A 17763-nucleotide genomic window follows, 5' to 3' on the forward strand; every position below is an offset into this window, starting at 1 on the left:
AGCGCGGGCCTTTGAGTCGAAGTCGCCCGGGAGGCTTACTGGCCGCCCTGATCCGGCTGTTGCTGCATAGCCTTGGCGTTGTAGGCAATCAGGTTCTTCTTCTTATAGGTGTCGGCCACATTCGCGGCAAACACCGAGAACGCCTCGTTGCGGCGCTGGTCGACCATCTGCTCCTTTGCCTGGTCGAAGCTCTTCTGGATGTCCTGATCCGTGGGCGCGACCTTGTCGTCGATCTTGGCCACTACGCCGGTGCGGCCGGCATTGATGGGACCGCTGACGTCGCCGGGCTTCATCTCAAAGAGCTGCGGTGCAAGCTGACCCACCGCACCGAAGTCGGGAACCTGCGCGCTCTGGCCGACGAGGTCGCTGGTCTTCACGGTGGCGCCTTCCTCCTTGGCAGCCTTGGCGAAATCGCCCGCCTTGGCCTTGTTGGCCAGCTCCTGCGTCTTGGCATTCAGCAGTCCGGGAAGTTGCTGGTTGCGGAAGTCGTCGAGCACGTGGCTCTTCCAGTCGGCGAATGTAGGCGCATGCGCCTTCGTGATGTCCGTTACCTGGAAGATGGCGAACCCCTCTCCCGTGGTCGCGGTCTGCGGCTTATCACCCTTGTTGGTCTGGAAGGCTTTCGAGACAAGCTCGGCACCATCAGGCAGCGTGGAGATCGTTCCACCTGCGGCGACCGGCGGTGTGGTTGTTAGTTCAAGGTGATGCGCAGCGGCCGTGGCCTGCAGGCCTTTGGAAGCGGCCTCCTGCTGCAGCTGCTTCGCGTAGTTGTCCTCCGCCTGCGAGACGGACTGGCGGCTCAGCGTGGCCTTGATCGTGTCCGTCACTTCAGCCAGCGACTGAGCGTGCGCGTCCTGGCGCTCTTCCACCTGGACAACGTGATAGCCGAACTGCGACTTCACGACGGCAATGTCGCCGATCTTGTTGTTGAAGATCGCCTTGTCGAACTCGGGCACCATGCGGCCGGGCTGAGCGAAACCGAGCTCGCCGCCGGAGTCCTTGGAGCCAGGATCGTCAGAGTTCTTCTTGGCGAGCTCAGTCCAGTTGCCGCCGTTGCGGAGCTGCTTCGCAATGTCCTCGGCCTTCGCCTTGGCGGCAGCGTCGGTCTTGGCGTCCGCGCCGGCATCCACCTTGATGAGGATGTGGCGCGAGCGGGCCTGCTTGGGCACCTGGTACTCGGACTGGTGCTGGTTGTAGTAGCTCTGGATCTCCTGCTGCGAGGGCTGCGGGATGCCGCCGGGAAGCTGGTTCGGCGTGAAAGCGAAGTAGGTGATGGTGCGCTGCTCGGGAACCGCATTTGCGTAGCGCGCCTGGTTCTTCTGGAAGAAGGCCTGCAGCTCGGCGTCAGACGGGTTGATAGTCTTGCGCAGGTCATCGCCGTTGATCACCGCATAGTCGAACTTGATCTTGGTGTTTTCTTTGCGGTAGCTGTCGCGGACTTCCTGATCGCCGACCGAGACGCTGGCCGTGATCAGCTTCATCAGGCGGTCAATGACGATCTGGCGGCGGATGCCGTCTTCAAAATCAGCCACCGACATGTTGGCGCGGGTGTTCACCAGGTTGGTGTAAGCTGCGTCGCCAATGTAGTTCCCGTTCGGGAAGATAGTCTGGCCCATCATGCCCGTATGCAGGAATTTCTTCACGTCGTCGTTGGTCGCCGTGACGCCGAGCTTGTCTGCTTCGGTGAGCAGGATCTGCTGCTGCACCAGCCGCTGGCCGGCCTGCTGCGTCATGAAGTTCAGAATCATCGGGTTATCCGCGTACTGCGGATACTGCTGCAGTTGCTGGCGCGCGGCCCGCTGCACTTCCTGAAGACTGACCGTGTCGCCAGTGCGGAGAATCTTGCTGTACCAGTGCGGAAACACTTCGGCGTAGGTGTCAGGGGTGGCAGCGGCGGAGTTCATCAGCCCGGGGATCAGGTAGACGACCATGCCGATGGAGGCGGCGCCAATGATGACGATGTAGATGGCCTTCGCCATCTTGGTGTCTTTCTGCAGGAAACGAATCATGAGTGGATTTTCAGACCTTCAGCTCTCTACGCGCGCAGGGCCACCGATTTCAGGCGGCAAACAGCGTGCAGTTCTCGCTCGGCGCGGTTCGATTCATTATAAAGGCAGGGAAGGGAAAGCGGGTAAAAGGGAATAGGGAGTAGGAAGTAGGGAGTAGAAAGGCAAGGGGCAGGGATTAAGCGTTAATTGAACCAGTTGCTGAGGTTGCGGCGAACGCAGAACGGGCATCCCGCTTGGGATGCCCCTTCTTGCTTTCTGTACCTTATTCCCTACTGGCTGATCCCTGCTTTACCGCCAGTAGTAGTATCCGCCGCTATAGACGTACGGGTGGTAGTAAACCGGGCCGTAGGGTCTGTAGTAGCCCGGAGGCGGTGGAGGATAGCCGGGCCGGTAGTAGCCGCGGCGATAAAGCTGCGGGCCGCCGGGGTAGAGACCCTGGGCCAGCCGCATCGCTTCTTCCTGGCTGACCGGGTCGACTGTTACTGGTGCGTTCAGGTGGAAGGTCACGAGTGCCTCGGCGGGGATCCACGCGTGCGGGCCGCCGGCTGCCGAAACGGCTGTGCCTGCGCCGCCACCGGCGACTGCTCCGACCGCTGCGCCTCCACCACCGCCCACCGCGCCGCCGATGATCGCTCCGATGAGGGCGCCACCAATGGCGTTACCCACGGTGTGGCCGGTCTTGCTGGGGCCTTTCACGCGGAACTCGTCCGATTGCAACGGATACTGGCGGCCGTCGATGTCGAGACCGGTTATGGCGAGCGCCAGTTCGGGCGAGCCGGTAAGCTGGCCGGCGTGCTTGCTCTGCGTAACCACGCCGTGCACGATAGCGCCACGCGGAATGGCCAGGTAGCCGTTCACGGCGACGTCCTGAATGACCACGAAGTCCAGCGGCTGGCCGGCGACGGCGTGCTTCTCGTCAATGGCGGCATTGGTGCGCAAATTCAGCGTTGTGCCCGGCAGAATCGTGATCGGCCCCCGGGCGATGGAGTAGCCGCGCCCGTAAGGTTGTGCATATCCCGGCGGAGGCGTCTGCGGCGGATAGTACGGTCCAGGGCCACCCGGGCGTGCGTAGCCGGGACCCTGCGGCGGCTCATACTGGCCAGGCGTCTGGCCGGTGCCGGGAGGCGGCGTCTGCACCTGAGGCTGCTGCTGCTGAGGATAATTTTGGGCCTGCTGGTTCTGGTCAGGGTAGCCCTGCTGCGGAGCCTGATCGGGCGAAGGCGAGTAGCTGGGCGGATTCTGGTTGTCGGGCTGATTTCCCGCCACGGGAGCGCTGCCCTCGTCCGGCGGAGGAACGTTATTCGGATCGTCTGCGGGATTGCCGATCCTCAGCTTGTTGTTCACTTTGGTGACACCGGCGACCTTGCCGGCAATGGACTCGGCGAGCTGCTGGTCGGCCTCGCTGGCCACGGTTCCAGACAGCGTGACCTCGCCCTGGATGGTGGCCGCGGTAATCAGGTCATTCTTAAGGGCGGCGGAGGCATCGAGGGCGTGGACAACGTCCATCTCGATCTGCCCATCCGTGCGCGAGCCCGTGGCCGTACCCGCATCTTGTGCGAGCAAAACTGACCCGGAGAGTGCCAAGGCTGCGGCGGTGGCGAGGACCTGAAATCTTATCTTGTTCAGCCGATCGTTCATATTCGTTCTCCTCTCTTGGGAGGTAAGCCGAACTTATTGCAATGCCTACAGCTTAGACGCACTGCGCCGGTTCGATGTCGTTTCTTCGAACCCCGATTCCGGGGAAAAGTTGTTCTGGCGGTTCTGCCGCGGAGTGACCGTGAACTCGCGCCGTTTCCTATGCGATAGACGCTCTGCGGCCGCCGCAGTTTACCGCCACCTCACCTCGCGCACTACCCGGCGGAACGCTGCCTGGAGGCAAGCGTTTCATCATCGGGCAGGAAGAGGTGGAACACCGTCCCGGAGGGCCCGCCATTTCCCGCGGCCCGGCTGCGCACACTCACGAGGCCTCGGTGCTTCTCGATGATCTCCTGGCTGACCCAGAGCCCGAGTCCGGTACCAATCGCTTCCTTGGTGGTGAAGAACGCCTCAAAAATGCGGCTGCGTACGTCGGGAGACATGCCCGAACCGGTGTCGGCCACCGTGAGGCGGACGCCTTCCGCCTCGCCGTTCGTCCAGCACCGCGAACGCCGAGCCCGCACGATCAGCCGCCCGCCGCTCGCGGTGGCGTCGATGGCGTTGCCCACCAGATTGGCCAGCACCTGGCGGATCTCGCCTTCATAGCAGAAAAGCGTGGCCTCCGGGTCCATCTCGCTCTCAAGCGCGATATTGAGCGTGTGCATCCGCGTTTTGTAGAGGTCGAGGATGGAGTCGACAAGCTCGCCCACGCGGGCGCGCACCGGCAAGGTCGACTGGCGATAAAACCGCAGTGTCTTCTGTGCGATCTCGGCGATGCGGCGCGTTTGGTGCTCCGCCATGTGCACGTAATCGAGGGCCGGACCGCTCAGCCCGCTGAACGTGCGCAGCAGGTAGAGCAAGTTGGTAAGGCCCTCGAGCGGATTATTAATTTCATGCGCGATGGAGGCGGCCAGGCGGCCGGTGGCGGCCAGTTTTTCGGTCTTGCGCAAGGCTTCCTCGGAACGGACGCGCTCGCTGACATCGCGGATGATGACCCCCGCCCAGCGCACCTGGCTGGGACTGGTGCTGACCGGATAGGCGCTGACCAGCCACGTCCAGGGGCCCGGGACGGTAACTCCATGGAATTCCAGGTCGCTCACCGGCTCCTCAGTGATGAAGACCTTCTGAAGCGCCTCATGAAACTGTCCGGCGACTTCGGTAGGAAAGAGCTCCTCGGGCGTGCGGCCCAGCTGCCTGCTGATCGGAATCCCCGTCAGATCGGCGAATATCTGGTTTACGCGCACAGTGCGTGCGTGGCGGTCGTAGAAGGCGAAGCCAACCGGCGCGTACGCCAGCATGGAGTCGAGAAGCGAGAGCGTGTCGCGCAGGCCGGAGCGCTGCTCGTCGACGGCTGCCACCATGCGATTGAACGCGGCGATCAGGTCGCCGATTTCGTTGCTTGTAGTGATGGGAAGCGGAAAGCTCCCGCTTGATTCTGGCGACGAAGCGAGCTCGCGCGTGCCCTTATGCAGCAGAGCCAGCGGCAGGGAAATACCCCGGGTGATAAGCAGCACCAACAACGCAGAGGCGCCGATCCAGATCAGCGCGAAGATGCCGGTCCCGCGCAGCACTCCGTCCAGTTCTTCGGTATCCCAATGGCGGTCCGACTCGATCCACGCATAGCCGTAGAGGTTGGCGCCGGAGTAGATGGGCTTCACCGATTCCCATCGGTCCTTATCGACCGTGATGACTCGTGCCTTCGTGCTGTTGCGAACCAGTGGGATTTGCGCGAGTTCTGCGGCATCGAGCGAGCGGGCGCGCTGGTCGTCGCTGCTCTCGTAGAGGGTGTTGCCCGCCGGATCGGTGACTCGGACGCGAGAGACCGACGGCGCCTGGCTCATCATGTGCGCCGATAGCGCAATCCAATCAGGGCTCTGTTTGCGCAGAGCCTCCTCGGCCTGCTCGACCACTGAGTCGGCCTGGTGCGCGAGCCGGTGCTCGGCGCGGCGATGAATATCCCGCTGCTGCAGGTTAACCAGCAGCAGGGCGAATAGACCGACGGACAGGACCTCAAGCAAGGCGAGGCCGAAAATCATCTGCCATCGGATAGAACGGGGCCACCAACGCATTCGCTGACCTCAGGGAGTTCGATCGGGGGGCGTGTGCCTCAGTGTACAGAAAACGACTTTTTCATCATTCGTTAAGGCGCCGCAAGGGCACGGGCAATCTGCTTGCCGTGAAAGCGGCCATTTTCAATAAAGATCTCATTGGTTCGCGATCCCGCCACAATGACGCCGGCCAGGTAGATTCCTGACACATTGCTACAAAGGGATTCGGAATCGCAGACGGGCAGGCGGTCGGGGCCTTCGAAGCGTACGCCAAGGCTTTCAAGGAAACTGAAGTCGGGTCGGTAGCCGGTGAGCGCAAACACGAAGTCGTTGCGAAGCACCTCGCGTCCGGCGGGCGTTTCCAGAATGGCGGTGTCGGGCGTGATCTCCACCACGCGCGAGTTGAACAAAGCGCGAATCTCGCCGTTCTTGATGCGGTTTTCGATATCGGGCTTGATCCAGTACTTTACGTGCCGGTGCATCTCCGGCCCGCGATGAACGAGTGTCACGCGCGCACCATGCCGCCACAGCTCCAGGGCGGCGATGGCGGCGGAGTTCTTGCCGCCGATGACGACGACGTCGGTCCCAAAGTAGGGGTGGGGATCGTTGTAGTAATGGTGAACCTTGCTTAGGCTCTCGCCAGGAATGTTCAGCAGGTTGGGAATGTCATAGTAACCGGTGGCAATGATGAGCTTGCGCGCGTGCAGCACGCTTGGACGGCCGAAGCGGTCAACCAGATGCGCTGTGAATGCGCCGTCGGCGCCGTCGATGTGCTCCACCCGCTGATACTGGCGCACATCGAGCTCGTAGTGTGCGGCCACCTGTCGGTAATACTCCAGCGCCTCATTGCGGGTAGGCTTGGCATGCGGGCTGGGGAAGGGAATGTCGCCGATCTCGAGTAGCTCCGAGGTTGTGAAGAACGTCATGTGCGACGGGTAGTGGAAAAGCGAGTTGCAGACGCAGCCCTTATCTACCAGGACGACTCGCAGCCCGGCCTTCTGGGTCTCAATTGCGCAAGACAGGCCTGTAGGGCCGGCGCCGATAACCAGCACGTCATACAGCGCTTCCGGCGTGGTTTTCTCGTCCGGGGCAGGCATGGTGAGGGGCCTGCGATCCGGCACGGAGTCGAGCGGGTAATCGGCCATACATATCTAGATTAGGGTACTCAGCTCGGGAGCTGTCGCAAAGCGGGACAACGTCATCGAGCCCGGCACACCGGAACAAGCCCGGGCTCCCATCGCCCTGCCAGACCTATCGCGATTACGGCAAGGGCAGCGGCCATCCTGCGCAACTCAACTTCGGGCAGACGGATATGCGGTTAACAGTGAGCCGACCAGAAGCGCGCTGCTGCGAGCAAGCTGCGGAAGACTCGGCCGCGGTGAGGCCCTGAGGGTGCGCTGAAACAGCTTGCGCATCGTGTATTCTCGTTGCCATGCACGGACAGCAGGTGGAAGGGCGAGTTGCGGGAAAGCGCGTCCCGCGGACCCGAGGCGGCGGGATCGTCGCGCTGATTGGCTTGACGATCTGCGGGTGTGCGGCTCACAGGCCGCTGCAGGTGCCTGTGGCGCAAGCTGCCGTCGTGGTCAGCGGCACGGCGCGCGAGGCTCTTCCCAACGACTATCTGCGTGTGAGCTTTCTGCCCGCAGACGTGAAGGTGACGAGCCTGGGGCGTCCTGGAGCGCTGCGCGCTTTCGTAACAGCAACGCCTCTCTATGCTCCGCCGCTCAAGCTCGCAGACCTTCCCGCCTACTCCGGCCTCGTGAACAACGACGCGAACGTTCTAGTTGCAATGCGCTGCAGGCCTCCGCAACCCGAGAAGGTGGATGCGGTGCTGGCCAGCTGGCCGAACGTGTTTGCAGCGATCCAGCGCGATGTTCCTGTGGATGCAACTGCGTGCAACGGCCAGCCTCCCGATCCGGCCACGCAGATGGCCTGCTACGCCAGGGCGTTCAGCGATCCCCCGTCGGCCGCCGTGCCGGCGTCACTTGCGCACGCGTTCAGCTATGCCGGAGCGCTTTACGATGGGCAACCGCAGCACACCGCGCTAGCCAACTGGCTGCAGTCCAACTACGGCATTTTTCCGGCGTTTGCGGGCACAGGCTATTCGGTGAAGGATTCGTACTATCTCGACAAGCAGCCGATGACGGCGCAGCAGATCCTCGCCAAATCCGTCTCGTCGGAGTACGTCCTCAAGAACGTCTCACTCGCCGATGCGGGTTGCCGGTGCATTTCGGTCGCTTCCTACACCGGGCGTTCAGCAGATCCGCTCGATCCGAATTTCATCGAGCAAGCAGGCGGCGCGGGCGAATGCAAAGCGGTGCCAAAGCTCCAGACGGGCAGGAAGAAGTAAGCTGGGCGGCACCGTGCATCGGCGGCCGCGATAACGCAGGCACTATGACGGTGGCCCGGTCTTCTTGGGCGTTTCCGTCTCCGTCTTGGCTCCGGGAGTGGCCGGCGCGCCGCTCGCAGCCTGCATCTTGTCGATGGCCCGCCCAACCCGCTTGTGGAAGCGGCGCCAGTCGGAGTTATCAGGACCGATCTGGATGATGTTGGTCTTCATTGCGCAGCCGCTATCCGTCGTCCTCAGCTCAACGCGATCGGTGAAGACCGTCAGGTTGCCGAGCACGATGAACGACGCACGCCACTCCACGTTATTCATCGACTGGATGCCGTAATCCCGTGGATTGCTGTAGAGCGTATCCTTCACCGCGCCCCACACCACATCGCAGGAGACCGGATATTCCTCGCTTGATCGCGACCAGGACGGCACGGATGATATCAGCAGAAAAAAGGCAACAAGAACGAGCTTCAACATGGCTTTCCCCGGTGAGCGAAAAGTGACAGCGACGGCGGGAGCAGCTTCGCGTTGAATTGTACGCCGACAAACCGATTTAGCGGCAAATCTCCGGAACGCAAATCTCCGGAACAAAGTTCTGCCCCTGGAGAGGCGGCCGCACGTACGAAGCCGTGCGGAACTGGATCGCGAGCGCCGTTGGCGCAGCTTGCGTGCTGAGAACGGGCTGAACCCGCTTTCAGCGTACCAGGCGCGTGACGGCTCTCACACGAACTGAAGTTTGAGCCGCTTCAGGCGATGAAGACACTGGAGATCATCCAGTGCGCCACCGTGGCGCGATGTGACCTGAATCCGGGGCACCGAAGCTGCTACGCCGCAGTGATTTCCATGGACGTGCGATTCCATGTCCCGAAGGAGTCCCATGAGACTGGGTGTGCCAGCATTCGTCCTGCTCGCCGCTTGCACGCTAAGTTCGGCGCAGACAGCGGACGAGTTAAAGAAACTGCAGTTTCACGGATTCGCCACACAAGCACTGATGGCGACCAGCAACAACAACTACCTGGGCATGGATACCCGGCACGTCAGCGCCGGCTGGACGGAGGCGGCGCTCAACATCAACGACCAGGTGAGCGAAAAGTTCCGTGCCGGGGTGCAGGTGCATTACACCCGCCTGGGCGCGTTCGGCGGCGATAACGTCAGCCTCGACTGGGCCGCCGGCGACTACCGCCCGCGCGAAGCCTTTGGCCTGCGTGCCGGCAGGGTCAAGATCCGCTGGGGTCTATACAACGATACCCAGGATTATGACCCGGGCTACCTGTGGTCGCTGCTGCCGGAGCCGATTTACGCAGTGGACTGGCGCGCCACCAACCTGTCGCAGGATGGTGTGGAGGTTTACGGCAGGCTGCGGCTGAGCGACGCCAACGCACTCCAGTACAGCGCCTACTACGGCGCCTACAGTTGGTCGCCAAATGACGGTTATATGCAGGACTACAAGGAAGGCGGGACGGTCTTCACTTCTCACCCAAGCGGCACAACGCCGGGCGGCGATCTGCGTTGGCTTACTCCGGTGCAGGGCCTCACATTGGGCGCTTCGCTGATGATTTACGATGCGCATGGCCATGTCGAGAACGGTTCTTTTCGAAGTGCCCCAGCCTATTGGCCCGCCTATTACGCGCAATACAACTACCAGAAGGTCTTCGCTTCCGCTCAGTATGCACGCGACATTGAATACGACATTTTTACGGTGGAGGCGGACCGGAGCGTGGAGCTCTCCGATGAGCGTGGCTGGTTCGTCATGGGCGGCTATCATCTGACGCCGAAGTTTCAGGCCGGTGCGTACTACACCCACTATGTGGATGCCGCTGCGGGGGACGATCACGACCCCGGCAACTATTTCGGAGACTGGGCGGTCTCCGGACGTTACGACTTGAACGCGCAGATATATCTCAAGCTGGAAGGGCATTTCATTGATGGCAATGGAGTAGGCTTCTACGAATTCAATAATCCGAGTGGTTTGGCAGCGCGAACCAATGGGGCGATAGCCAAGCTTGGATTCACGTTCTGAGCGGAAGGGAAAACAAATGAAAAGCCTGATTCGTTGTGCTCTTCTGATTTCCGCCGCCATCCTGTGCAGCAGCGCAGGTTACGGCCAGGTCCTGGTGGTCGCAAATCCCAGCGTCGCGGCCGACTCAGTCTCAAAGAGCGAACTGCGCAACGTCTTCACGGGTGCGACAACCAAGCTCAAGGATGGATCGAAGGTGAAGCCCGTGCTGCTGAAGCAGGGGCCGACCCACGCCGCTTTCGTGACCGGAGACCTGTCGTTGAGCGAAGTGGCATTGTTGGTCTCCTGGCGCGGACTTGTGTTCTCAGGCCAGGGAGTGATGCCGAAGACATTCGACAGCGAATCGGCTCTGGTAGCTTTCATCGCGGAGACGCCCGGCGCGATTGGTTATATAAACCCTTCAACGCCGCATGGCAATGTCAAAATCTTGTCGCTGAAGTGAGCTGACCCCTCAAAGCTCGCATGCAGTCGGGCCGCGGCGGCATGCGAGCCGCGGCTTACCGGTAGATCTCCGGAACAAAGTTCTGTTCCTGGATCGGCGGCCGAACGTACTTTGATTTGATCACGGCCGGGAGCGGCTTCGGCTTGGGCGTCAGGTCCTTGTATTTGAACTGCGACAGCAGATGCCGGATCACGTTGAGCCGCGCCGCCTCCTTGTTATCGGAGTTCACCACGGACCACGGCGCCTGCTTGGTGTCGGTAATCGCGAACATCTCGTCCTTGGCGCGCGAGTAGTCGGCCCAGTGTTTGCGCGATTCCAGATCCATGGGGCTGAGCTTCCAGCGCTTGGTTACATTCTCCATGCGCTCCTTGAAACGCCGCTCCTGCTCCTCGTCGCTTACAGAGAACCAATATTTGATCAGTGTGATTCCGGAGCGCACCAGCATCCGCTCGAACTCCGGACAGGTCTGCATGAACTCCTGGTACTGGGCGTCGGTGCAGAAGCCCATCACCCGCTCCACGCCGGCGCGGTTATACCAACTCCGGTCGAAGAGCACCATTTCGCCAGCGGCGGGCAGATGCGCTACATAACGCTGGAAATACCACTGCGTCTTCTCGCGTTCCGTGGGAGTGCCCAGCGCCACAACGCGGCAAATGCGTGGATTCAGCGGCTCCGTAATGCGCTTGATAGCGCCGCCCTTGCCGGCGGCGTCGCGGCCTTCGAAGATCACGACCACCCGCAAGCCCTCGTGCCGAATCCACTCCTGCAGCTTCGCGAGCTCCACGTGAAGCTTGCCTAGTTCCTTGCCATATTTGCAGTCCTGCCCGATGCAAAGGGTCTTTGTGGACGAGTAATGAGCGCTGTCGTCCAGGGGTGTAACGGAGATCTGCCCTTTGCCATTGGGGCTGGAATGACCATTCTGGCCGGCTTTCTTGTTCTTCATCGTCCCTCCTCGCGCCGCAGCTTGCAGGCACACGGACGCTTCCTTTGCTTATCGGCGTTTCCCTGAATTCGTGCGCCATTTTACCCCGAATGGAACGCGGCGCAACTATGCGTTTCGACAGTGTGCGCGCTCGCCGTACCATGGGTCTGTGTCGATCAACACGCTGTTTACCATCGGCCACTCCACCCATCCCATCCAGGAATTCATCGATCTCCTGAAGGCGCACAGCGTGGAACACCTCGTGGACGTGCGGTCGATCCCGAAGTCGCGCCACTGCCCGCAGTTCAACAGCGAGGCGCTCGGGCCGGCACTCCAAGCAGCCGGTATCGGGTACACGCCTATCAAGGCCTTGGGTGGCAGGCGCTACAGCCGAAAGGGCTCCATCAATACAGGCTGGCGCAACGCGTCCTTTCGCGGGTATGCCGACTACATGGCCACGCCCGCCTTCGCGGAGGGCCTCGAGGAACTAACGGCCATCGCCCGTCGGCAAAACACGGCTATCATGTGCGCCGAAGCAGTGCCGTGGCGTTGCCACCGCTCGCTGATCGCCGATGCCATGATGTTGCGCGGGTGGGAGGTGCTTGAGATTATGAGCGCGCAGCCAGCCAGGCCGCACAAGCTCACGCCGTTTCTCAAAGTGGTGGACGGACAGCTCACGTATCCGCCGGAAGGGCCCGAGCAAAGGGAACTCCCTCTCTAGGGCGTGTCAGGCGGCGGCATCGAGCTTGCGCTCGAGGTCGCTGCGCTTCGACTCGAATTCCGCGGCCTTCTTGTCCTCGTTTTCGATTACCCAGTTCACTTCGCCACCCACCAGAATGGCGAAGCCGGTGATGTAAAGCCACAGCATCAGGATCACCACTGCGCCAAGCGAACCGTAGGTCGCACTGTAGCTGTTGAAGAAGTGCAGATAGACACGCAGACCCAGCGAGGCCACGAGCCACATGGCTACGCCCACCGCCGCTCCCGGGGTCACCCAGTACCATTTGCGCTCTTTGAGGTCGGGTCCCCAGTAGTAGACCAGCGAGTATGACAGCAGCATGGCCGCAAACATCACGGGCCACTGCAGAATCTTCCAGGAGATGCGGAAAGCCGCGCCGAGACCAACATGATCGGCGATGAGTTGCCCGATCTGGCCTCCATGGAGCGCCAGCACCACCGCGACAATCATCAGCAGCGCGAGACCAAGCGTGAGCCCGAGAACGGTGAGTTTCTGCTTGATGATCGAGCGCGTTTCCTTGGTTCGATAGATCACATTCAGCGAAGTAATGATCGCGCTCATGCCGCCTGAAGCCGCCCACAGCGCGCCCAGAATGCCGGCGGCAAGCTTTACGCCGCTCGAATGTAGCAGGGTCTGGTTCACTACGTTGTGTACCAGGTCGGAAGCGGAACCCGGCGTCAATTGCGCCAGCGTTGTCATGATCCGGTCGCGAAGCTGCGTTCCCGATTGCGCAAAAAGGCCCAGCAACGACAGCAGGAACACGAACATGGGAAACAGTGCGAGCATGAAGTAATAGGAGAGCGAGGACGAGCGGGTGCTCAGCTCATCCTCGCCCATCTTCTTGATGCCCATCTGCGTGAGACGCAGCGGCGTAAGCCCGCCGAATTTCCAGAGCGATTGCGCTTTCATGTCACGCCGCCTCTGCGTGCGGATGCCTCTTCTCCGGCCGCTGAGGATGCTCCGGGAATCGCGTTACTTCTGCTAGCCCAGTCATGACAGCGCCCTGCAGCAGGAAGAAGCCCTTCTCCTTCTCGTCATTGAATGCCAGGAACTGCGGCATGGTGGCGAACATGGCTGCAAGGCCTGCATCGATCTCGCGGCGCGTCCTGAAGTTGATCACCCGATTCATGCCGGCGGGCGAATCGGTCAGCGCGGTGAGCGCAAGGTCGGTAGCACCGCAGATGAGCGAGGCCACTGCGGCCCGTTTGTTCCTGCGCCAGAACAGGCCGGCGGCAGCCAGGAACGATCCGGCCACCACGTAATTCACAATCGAGTGCCCCTTGGAGGAGACAGTCCGCGGAAATGGCTTGGCCGCGAGCTTCGCGACACTATTCAGCATCGACATCGAAGGTTCTCCCTGCGCGACAGAGCGGCGCGCTTATCGTTCCGTGAAGATTCCGGCGAACGCGAATCCTGAGACCAGGCCCACGCCGGCAACGATGAGCGCGGCCGGCCCGAAGTGCTTGCGTGCCTGCTTCTCCACGTCCAGCGTCTCGCGCGTCGCTGCGAGTTTGGTCTTCAGCTCGTTCGCGCGCTCGTGCAGAAGATGCCGTTCTTCCAGCGCGCGAAGTTCCAGGTTCTCAATCTGCATATGCGGCATGGTGCTCATATCTGGTTCCTCACTTCGCGCTGAATCCACACGGAATCTTCCTTCAGAACGCGCATGGTCTTCTTGGGCATCAGCTGGCGCGTCTCGAATTCGCGCTTGGCAAAGTAAGCCATCACGCCGCCCAGAATCGTCCACAGCACCGCGACCGCCGCGAACGCGATCGCCCAGCGATAAGGATTAGTGGGCAGGAACGCGACCACCAGTCCCACCAGTGCCAGCGTGAACAGCACGTAGGCGGTGAGCAGCATCGTGATGCCGACTGCCGCGAGCGGAGCCGCCACCTTGAGCATCTTCATGTTCTCGCTCATCTCGGTCTTGAGCATCGTGATGCGCGTTTCCACAAACTGCTTCAGTTCCTCTTTCGCATCGAACAGAATCGAGCCGAAGCTGCGGCCATTGTGTACATCGTGGTTGTATGTTTCGTGATTTGTCTGGTTCATGACTGACGCGACCTCCACACGCGAATCCCAACGCCCACTACGAACGCGCTTGCCGCAATAATGCCCAGCACGCGCACCGGATATTTGCGCTGCGCGTATCTGGCCACGTCGCGCGTCTGCCTACTTACTTCGCCGGTGCGCTGCGACAGGCGGGAATAGCCGTCCGCTGCCCGGCGCCGTGCTTCGCGATACAGCCGGCCCGCCGACTGCTTTGTCGTGTGCAGGACATCTCTGGCGCGGTCTATCGTATGGCCAGGGATCATCCCGAAGCCGCGCCGCGTCCGCCAGTTGCGCTCGGTTGGATTGATGGGCATCAGGGTTGGAGGTGGTGGCGGCGCTGGCAAGGTCGTCGGCCCGCTGAGCGTCTCAGTGTAAGTCTCTTCTCTGTTTGGTAGGCCCATATTTATGCACCCGCGCTAAGTTGAAGTTGGCCCTGAGTTACCGTTCTAAGCTATCTGCTGGACGTGCCAGAGCGGCTTGCCTGAGCTGCCGGGTAGGGAATCGTCTCGCTCAGCGATCCCTCCCCGGCATTATCCCCGCTCCAGATCCCGGGAGCCCTCTCGCGCTCCAGTGATCTATCTCTGCGATGCCCCTGAATTCAAGGGTGTTGCACTACGGGTGGATTCGCGCTGTTCCCGTCGCTTGTTCCGTCACCGCCTGGGATCCATTTACCCTAGAGGGGTTACCTCTTCAGGAGCAGTTCCGCAATGACCGTCATCCGCCAGCAGGACCTGATCGACAGCGTGGCCGGCGCGCTGCAGTACATCAGCTACTACCATCCCGTCGACTACATCACCAACCTTGCCAAAGCCTACGAGAAGGAAGAGTCGGCCGCGGCCAAGGACGCCATGGCGCAGATCCTCATCAACAGCCGCATGTGCGCCGAGGGCCATCGCCCTATCTGCCAGGACACCGGCGTGGTCAACGTCTTTCTCAAGGTGGGCATGGATGTGCGCTTCGCAGGACCCGACGGCGGTAGTCCAACGATGACCCTGCAGCAGATCGTCGATGAGGGAGTGCGCAAGGCCTATCTAGACCCTGAGAACACTTTGCGCGCCAGCATGCTGGCCGATCCTGCCGGAGCCCGCAAGAACACCCGCGACAACACGCCCAGCGTAGTGACGGTGGAACTGGTTCCCGGGGATGAAGTGGAGATCACGGTTGCAGCGAAGGGCGGCGGGTCCGAGGCGAAGTCGAAGTTCGCTATGCTCAATCCGTCAGACTCGATAGTGGAGTGGGTGCTCAAGACAGTCCCCACGATGGGCGCCGGCTGGTGCCCGCCCGGCATGCTGGGCATCGGCATTGGCGGCACGGCGGAGAAGGCTATGCTGCTGGCCAAGCAGTCGCTCATGGACCCCATCGACATCCAGGATCTGATCGCGCGCGGCCCGCAAACAACCGCTGAAAAGCTCCGCGTCGAGCTCTATGACAAGGTGAACAAGTTAGGTATCGGCGCGCAGGGCCTGGGCGGCCTCACCACGGTTCTCGACGTCAAGGTGCTCGACGCCCCCTGCCACGCGGCCAACTTGCCTATCGCCATGATCCCCAACTGCGCCGCCACGCGGCACGCGCATCTGGTGCTCGACGGGTCCGGCCCCGTCTACCTTGATCCGCCGTCGCTGAAGGACTGGCCCGAACTGACCTACTCGCCGCAGGGTGCACGCCGCGTCAACCTCGACACCGTCACCCGTGAAGAAGCCGCGACGTTCAAGCCCGGCGAAGTCCTGCTGCTGAACGGCAAGCTGCTCACCGGCCGCGACGCCGCCCATAAGCGCATGACCGATATGCTCAGACGCGGCGAGAACCTGCCGGTCGACTTCCGCAACCGCTTCATCTATTATGTCGGCCCCGTCGATCCCGTCCGCGAAGAGGTGATCGGGCCAGCCGGCCCCACCACCGCCACGCGTATGGACAAGTTCACCCGCCAGATGCTCGCCGAAACCGGCCTGCTCGGCATGGTGGGCAAGGCCGAGCGCGGCCCCACCGCTATCGAAGCCATTAAGGAGTTCGGCGCGGTCTATCTGATGGCTGTGGGTGGAGCTGCCTATCTCGTCTCGAAAGCCATCAAGGGTTCACGGCGTCTCGCCTTCGATGATCTCGGCATGGAAGGGATCTACGAGTTCGAAGTCGTTGATATGCCCGTTACTGTAGCCGTCGACTCCAAGGGCACCAGCGTTCACCAGACCGGCCCCGCCGAGTGGCAGCAGCGCATCGCCGGAATACCGATCCTGCAGTGAGGCACATGAACTCGGGCGTTTTGGAGGCCAAACGATGTACGAAGTCATCCTCAAGCGATTCGACAATCCCGACGAAATCCGCACGTTCGAGAAGGGCAAGTTCGAACTCGTCCACATCGGCGGAATGACCATCGGCCGCGCCACTTACGAGCCCGGCTGGAAGTGGTCAGAACACGTGGGGCGCGCCCTGGGCAAAAAGAGCTGCGAGGTAGAGCACGTGGGCATGGTGATTTCCGGCTGCGCGACGGCCGCCATGGATGACGGTCGCATCATCGAAATGCACGCCGGCGACCTGTTCTTCATCGAACCCGGACACGATAGCTGGGTTGCAGGAAACGAGCCGTACGTCTCAATTCACTTGATGGGCGCAGCCCGACTACGCCGCCAGGAAGTGATCCCCACATCCGCGAGCCAAAGAAAGGGCGCAATCCGCAGATGCGAATTGCGCCCCTTTTTTTGTTACCTGTTCCCTGTTACCTGTTCCCTGCCTTTTACTGCTTGCCGAACCGGTAGATGAATCCAGCCTTGAATCCGCGGCTGCCTTGGAACTCCGATCCAAATCCGGTGAAGAAGTACTCCGGAGCAAGGCGCAGTGCCAGGGAGGGGCTCACGTTATACTCGCCCATGACCTCCGCGCTGGCGGCGAAGGTGTTTCCGTCCGGCCACATGCCCACCGTCGTGCTGCCGTAGCCGTTCGTGTCGCCGGAGAAGTGTCCGTGGGCCAGGCCTGCCATGGCGCGCCCTGAGAACGAGAACTTTGGCTGCATGTAGAACCGGTACTGCGGCCCGGCCATGAAGTTGTACATGCTAATCGACGGCTTGGTCACGTTATAGGGATTCAGGTAAACGAAGGTCGTGCCGTAGTTGCCGCGGGCGTTCAGCGTGACGCCCAGGCGGTCGCTGTAAAAGCGCGTGAAGTCCACATTCCAGGAATAGAACGAGGTGCGCTGCAGGTCCTTGCCGGGCGTGAACCGCATATAGCCCATGCCCAGTTGAACCTCATAGAGGTGCGAGTAGGTGTCGCGAATCGCCGCGGCGCGGCGCGCTTCGCGGCGGGCCTTGAGGCGTCCCTGAACGCTCACCGAGCCCTGCTGTTCGCCGGCCGGCTTCTGCGCCTGCGGCTGGCCCTGCTGGCTGCTGGAACTGCCGCTCGTTGGGGTGTCCTGGGCGAGTGCAAAGTGCGCGGCGGGCAGTCCCAACGCTAGCAAAAGAGCAACACGGCGAAAAGAAAACATCGGTATTGGAAGTCCTCCACGGGATTACGGACGCTGCGCTCAGGCACATTTCCATTGATCCGCGCCATGCCCTGCGGCATCACGGGCGCGGC

The 17763-nt window shown here is 61.7% G+C and carries 18 protein-coding genes; 6 read left to right on the forward strand and 12 right to left on the reverse strand.

The genetic code is table 11. From position 1 onward, the window contains the following. Positions 1-35 precede the first annotated feature (35 nt). The 4 genes from MOP44_RS13235 to MOP44_RS13250 form a co-directional block, all read right to left on the reverse strand. Entirely contained in the window at positions 36-2009 is a 1974-nt protein-coding gene (locus tag MOP44_RS13235; RefSeq protein ID WP_260796510.1) for a peptidyl-prolyl cis-trans isomerase, read from the reverse strand. Positions 2010-2297: 288 nt separating this feature from the next. Beyond that, positions 2298-3647, reverse strand: a complete 1350-nt coding sequence (locus MOP44_RS13240; protein ID WP_260796511.1) for a BON domain-containing protein — start codon at positions 3645-3647, stop codon at positions 2298-2300. A gap of 212 nt (positions 3648-3859) precedes the next feature. Then, positions 3860-5713, reverse strand: a complete 1854-nt coding sequence (locus MOP44_RS13245; RefSeq protein ID WP_260796512.1) for a sensor histidine kinase — start codon at positions 5711-5713, stop codon at positions 3860-3862. Positions 5714-5784: 71 nt separating this feature from the next. Beyond that, entirely contained in the window at positions 5785-6789 is a 1005-nt protein-coding gene (locus MOP44_RS13250) for a YpdA family putative bacillithiol disulfide reductase (RefSeq protein WP_260796649.1), read from the reverse strand. Between the two features lie 335 nt (positions 6790-7124). Between MOP44_RS13250 and MOP44_RS13255 the strand changes: the two genes are divergently transcribed. Then, a complete protein-coding gene (locus tag MOP44_RS13255; protein WP_260796513.1) occupies positions 7125-8042 on the forward strand; it encodes a hypothetical protein in 918 nt (305 codons plus the stop codon). Positions 8043-8084: 42 nt separating this feature from the next. Here MOP44_RS13255 and MOP44_RS13260 read toward each other — a convergent pair whose 3' ends face one another. After that, positions 8085-8507, reverse strand: coding sequence for a hypothetical protein (locus MOP44_RS13260; RefSeq protein WP_260796514.1), 423 nt, complete (start codon positions 8505-8507; stop codon positions 8085-8087). Between the two features lie 412 nt (positions 8508-8919). On the opposite strand from MOP44_RS13260, the gene MOP44_RS13265 reads away from it, so the two are divergent. After that, a complete protein-coding gene (locus MOP44_RS13265) occupies positions 8920-10050 on the forward strand; it encodes a hypothetical protein (RefSeq protein ID WP_260796515.1) in 1131 nt (376 codons plus the stop codon). Positions 10051-10066: 16 nt separating this feature from the next. Beyond that, the gene (locus MOP44_RS13270; RefSeq protein WP_260796516.1) at positions 10067-10489 is read left to right on the forward strand and encodes a type 2 periplasmic-binding domain-containing protein; all 423 of its coding nucleotides are present in this window, start codon (positions 10067-10069) and stop codon (positions 10487-10489) included. 55 nt (positions 10490-10544) lie between these two features. Here MOP44_RS13270 and ppk2 read toward each other — a convergent pair whose 3' ends face one another. Continuing rightward, on the reverse strand, positions 10545-11432 hold the full coding sequence (gene ppk2, locus MOP44_RS13275) for a polyphosphate kinase 2 (RefSeq protein ID WP_260796517.1): 888 nt from the start codon (positions 11430-11432) through the stop codon (positions 10545-10547). Between the two features lie 148 nt (positions 11433-11580). Between ppk2 and MOP44_RS13280 the strand changes: the two genes are divergently transcribed. Next, positions 11581-12132 (forward strand): DUF488 domain-containing protein, encoded by a 552-nt coding sequence (locus MOP44_RS13280; RefSeq protein WP_260796518.1) that lies wholly within the window; start codon positions 11581-11583, stop codon positions 12130-12132. Positions 12133-12138: 6 nt separating this feature from the next. On the opposite strand, the gene MOP44_RS13285 is transcribed toward MOP44_RS13280, so the two are convergent. From MOP44_RS13285 to MOP44_RS13305, 5 genes are read right to left on the reverse strand one after another with little or no spacing between them, the layout of a single operon-like run. Next, positions 12139-13059, reverse strand: a complete 921-nt coding sequence (locus MOP44_RS13285; RefSeq protein WP_260796519.1) for a YihY/virulence factor BrkB family protein — start codon at positions 13057-13059, stop codon at positions 12139-12141. A gap of 1 nt (position 13060) precedes the next feature. Beyond that, positions 13061-13495 carry a hypothetical protein gene (locus tag MOP44_RS13290; protein ID WP_260796520.1) on the reverse strand — a complete coding sequence of 145 codons (435 nt, stop codon included), beginning with the start codon at positions 13493-13495 and terminating at the stop codon, positions 13061-13063. 33 nt (positions 13496-13528) lie between these two features. After that, positions 13529-13759, reverse strand: coding sequence for a hypothetical protein (locus MOP44_RS13295; protein WP_260796521.1), 231 nt, complete (start codon positions 13757-13759; stop codon positions 13529-13531). Beyond that, positions 13756-14199, reverse strand: coding sequence for a phage holin family protein (locus MOP44_RS13300; RefSeq protein WP_260796522.1), 444 nt, complete (start codon positions 14197-14199; stop codon positions 13756-13758). The genes MOP44_RS13295 and MOP44_RS13300 overlap by 4 nt, the downstream gene beginning before the upstream one ends. Continuing rightward, positions 14196-14600 carry a hypothetical protein gene (locus tag MOP44_RS13305; protein ID WP_260796523.1) on the reverse strand — a complete coding sequence of 135 codons (405 nt, stop codon included), beginning with the start codon at positions 14598-14600 and terminating at the stop codon, positions 14196-14198. Before MOP44_RS13305 ends, MOP44_RS13300 begins: the two co-directional genes overlap by 4 nt. A 306-nt stretch (positions 14601-14906) precedes the next feature. On the opposite strand from MOP44_RS13305, the gene MOP44_RS13310 reads away from it, so the two are divergent. Together MOP44_RS13310 and MOP44_RS13315 are read left to right on the forward strand one after the other, a co-directional pair. After that, positions 14907-16436 (forward strand): fumarate hydratase, encoded by a 1530-nt coding sequence (locus tag MOP44_RS13310; protein WP_260796524.1) that lies wholly within the window; start codon positions 14907-14909, stop codon positions 16434-16436. A 34-nt stretch (positions 16437-16470) separates the two neighbouring features. After that, the gene (locus tag MOP44_RS13315; protein WP_260796525.1) at positions 16471-16953 is read left to right on the forward strand and encodes a cupin domain-containing protein; all 483 of its coding nucleotides are present in this window, start codon (positions 16471-16473) and stop codon (positions 16951-16953) included. Here the strand turns inward: MOP44_RS13315 and MOP44_RS13320 are convergent. Further along, positions 16928-17671 carry a hypothetical protein gene (locus tag MOP44_RS13320; RefSeq protein ID WP_260796526.1) on the reverse strand — a complete coding sequence of 248 codons (744 nt, stop codon included), beginning with the start codon at positions 17669-17671 and terminating at the stop codon, positions 16928-16930. The two genes, MOP44_RS13315 and MOP44_RS13320, sit on opposite strands and share 26 nt — an antisense overlap. Positions 17672-17763: the final 92 nt, after the last annotated feature.

This window comes from Occallatibacter riparius, assembly GCF_025264625.1.
GTDB lineage: Bacteria > Acidobacteriota > Terriglobia > Terriglobales > Acidobacteriaceae > Telmatobacter > Telmatobacter riparius.

Excerpts from the sequence above, each read along its gene's own strand:
- MOP44_RS13300 (WP_260796522.1), bottom strand. The coding sequence starts at position 14,199 with ATGAACCAGACAAATCACGAAACATACAACCACGATGTACACAATGGC.
- MOP44_RS13305 (WP_260796523.1), bottom strand. The coding sequence starts at position 14,600 with ATGGGCCTACCAAACAGAGAAGAGACTTACACTGAGACGCTCAGCGGG.
- MOP44_RS13295 (WP_260796521.1), bottom strand. The coding sequence starts at position 13,759 with ATGAGCACCATGCCGCATATGCAGATTGAGAACCTGGAACTTCGCGCG.
- MOP44_RS13270 (WP_260796516.1), top strand. The coding sequence starts at position 10,067 with ATGAAAAGCCTGATTCGTTGTGCTCTTCTGATTTCCGCCGCCATCCTG.
- MOP44_RS13255 (WP_260796513.1), top strand. The coding sequence starts at position 7,125 with ATGCACGGACAGCAGGTGGAAGGGCGAGTTGCGGGAAAGCGCGTCCCG.
- MOP44_RS13310 (WP_260796524.1), top strand. The coding sequence starts at position 14,907 with ATGACCGTCATCCGCCAGCAGGACCTGATCGACAGCGTGGCCGGCGCG.
- MOP44_RS13315 (WP_260796525.1), top strand. The coding sequence starts at position 16,471 with ATGTACGAAGTCATCCTCAAGCGATTCGACAATCCCGACGAAATCCGC.
- MOP44_RS13260 (WP_260796514.1), bottom strand. The coding sequence starts at position 8,507 with ATGTTGAAGCTCGTTCTTGTTGCCTTTTTTCTGCTGATATCATCCGTG.
- MOP44_RS13320 (WP_260796526.1), bottom strand. The coding sequence starts at position 17,671 with ATGTTTTCTTTTCGCCGTGTTGCTCTTTTGCTAGCGTTGGGACTGCCC.
- MOP44_RS13290 (WP_260796520.1), bottom strand. The coding sequence starts at position 13,495 with ATGTCGATGCTGAATAGTGTCGCGAAGCTCGCGGCCAAGCCATTTCCG.
- MOP44_RS13245 (WP_260796512.1), bottom strand. The coding sequence starts at position 5,713 with ATGCGTTGGTGGCCCCGTTCTATCCGATGGCAGATGATTTTCGGCCTC.
- MOP44_RS13235 (WP_260796510.1), bottom strand. The coding sequence starts at position 2,009 with ATGATTCGTTTCCTGCAGAAAGACACCAAGATGGCGAAGGCCATCTAC.
- MOP44_RS13240 (WP_260796511.1), bottom strand. The coding sequence starts at position 3,647 with ATGAACGATCGGCTGAACAAGATAAGATTTCAGGTCCTCGCCACCGCC.
- MOP44_RS13285 (WP_260796519.1), bottom strand. The coding sequence starts at position 13,059 with ATGAAAGCGCAATCGCTCTGGAAATTCGGCGGGCTTACGCCGCTGCGT.
- MOP44_RS13250 (WP_260796649.1), bottom strand. The coding sequence starts at position 6,789 with ATGCCTGCCCCGGACGAGAAAACCACGCCGGAAGCGCTGTATGACGTG.
- ppk2 (WP_260796517.1), bottom strand. The coding sequence starts at position 11,432 with ATGAAGAACAAGAAAGCCGGCCAGAATGGTCATTCCAGCCCCAATGGC.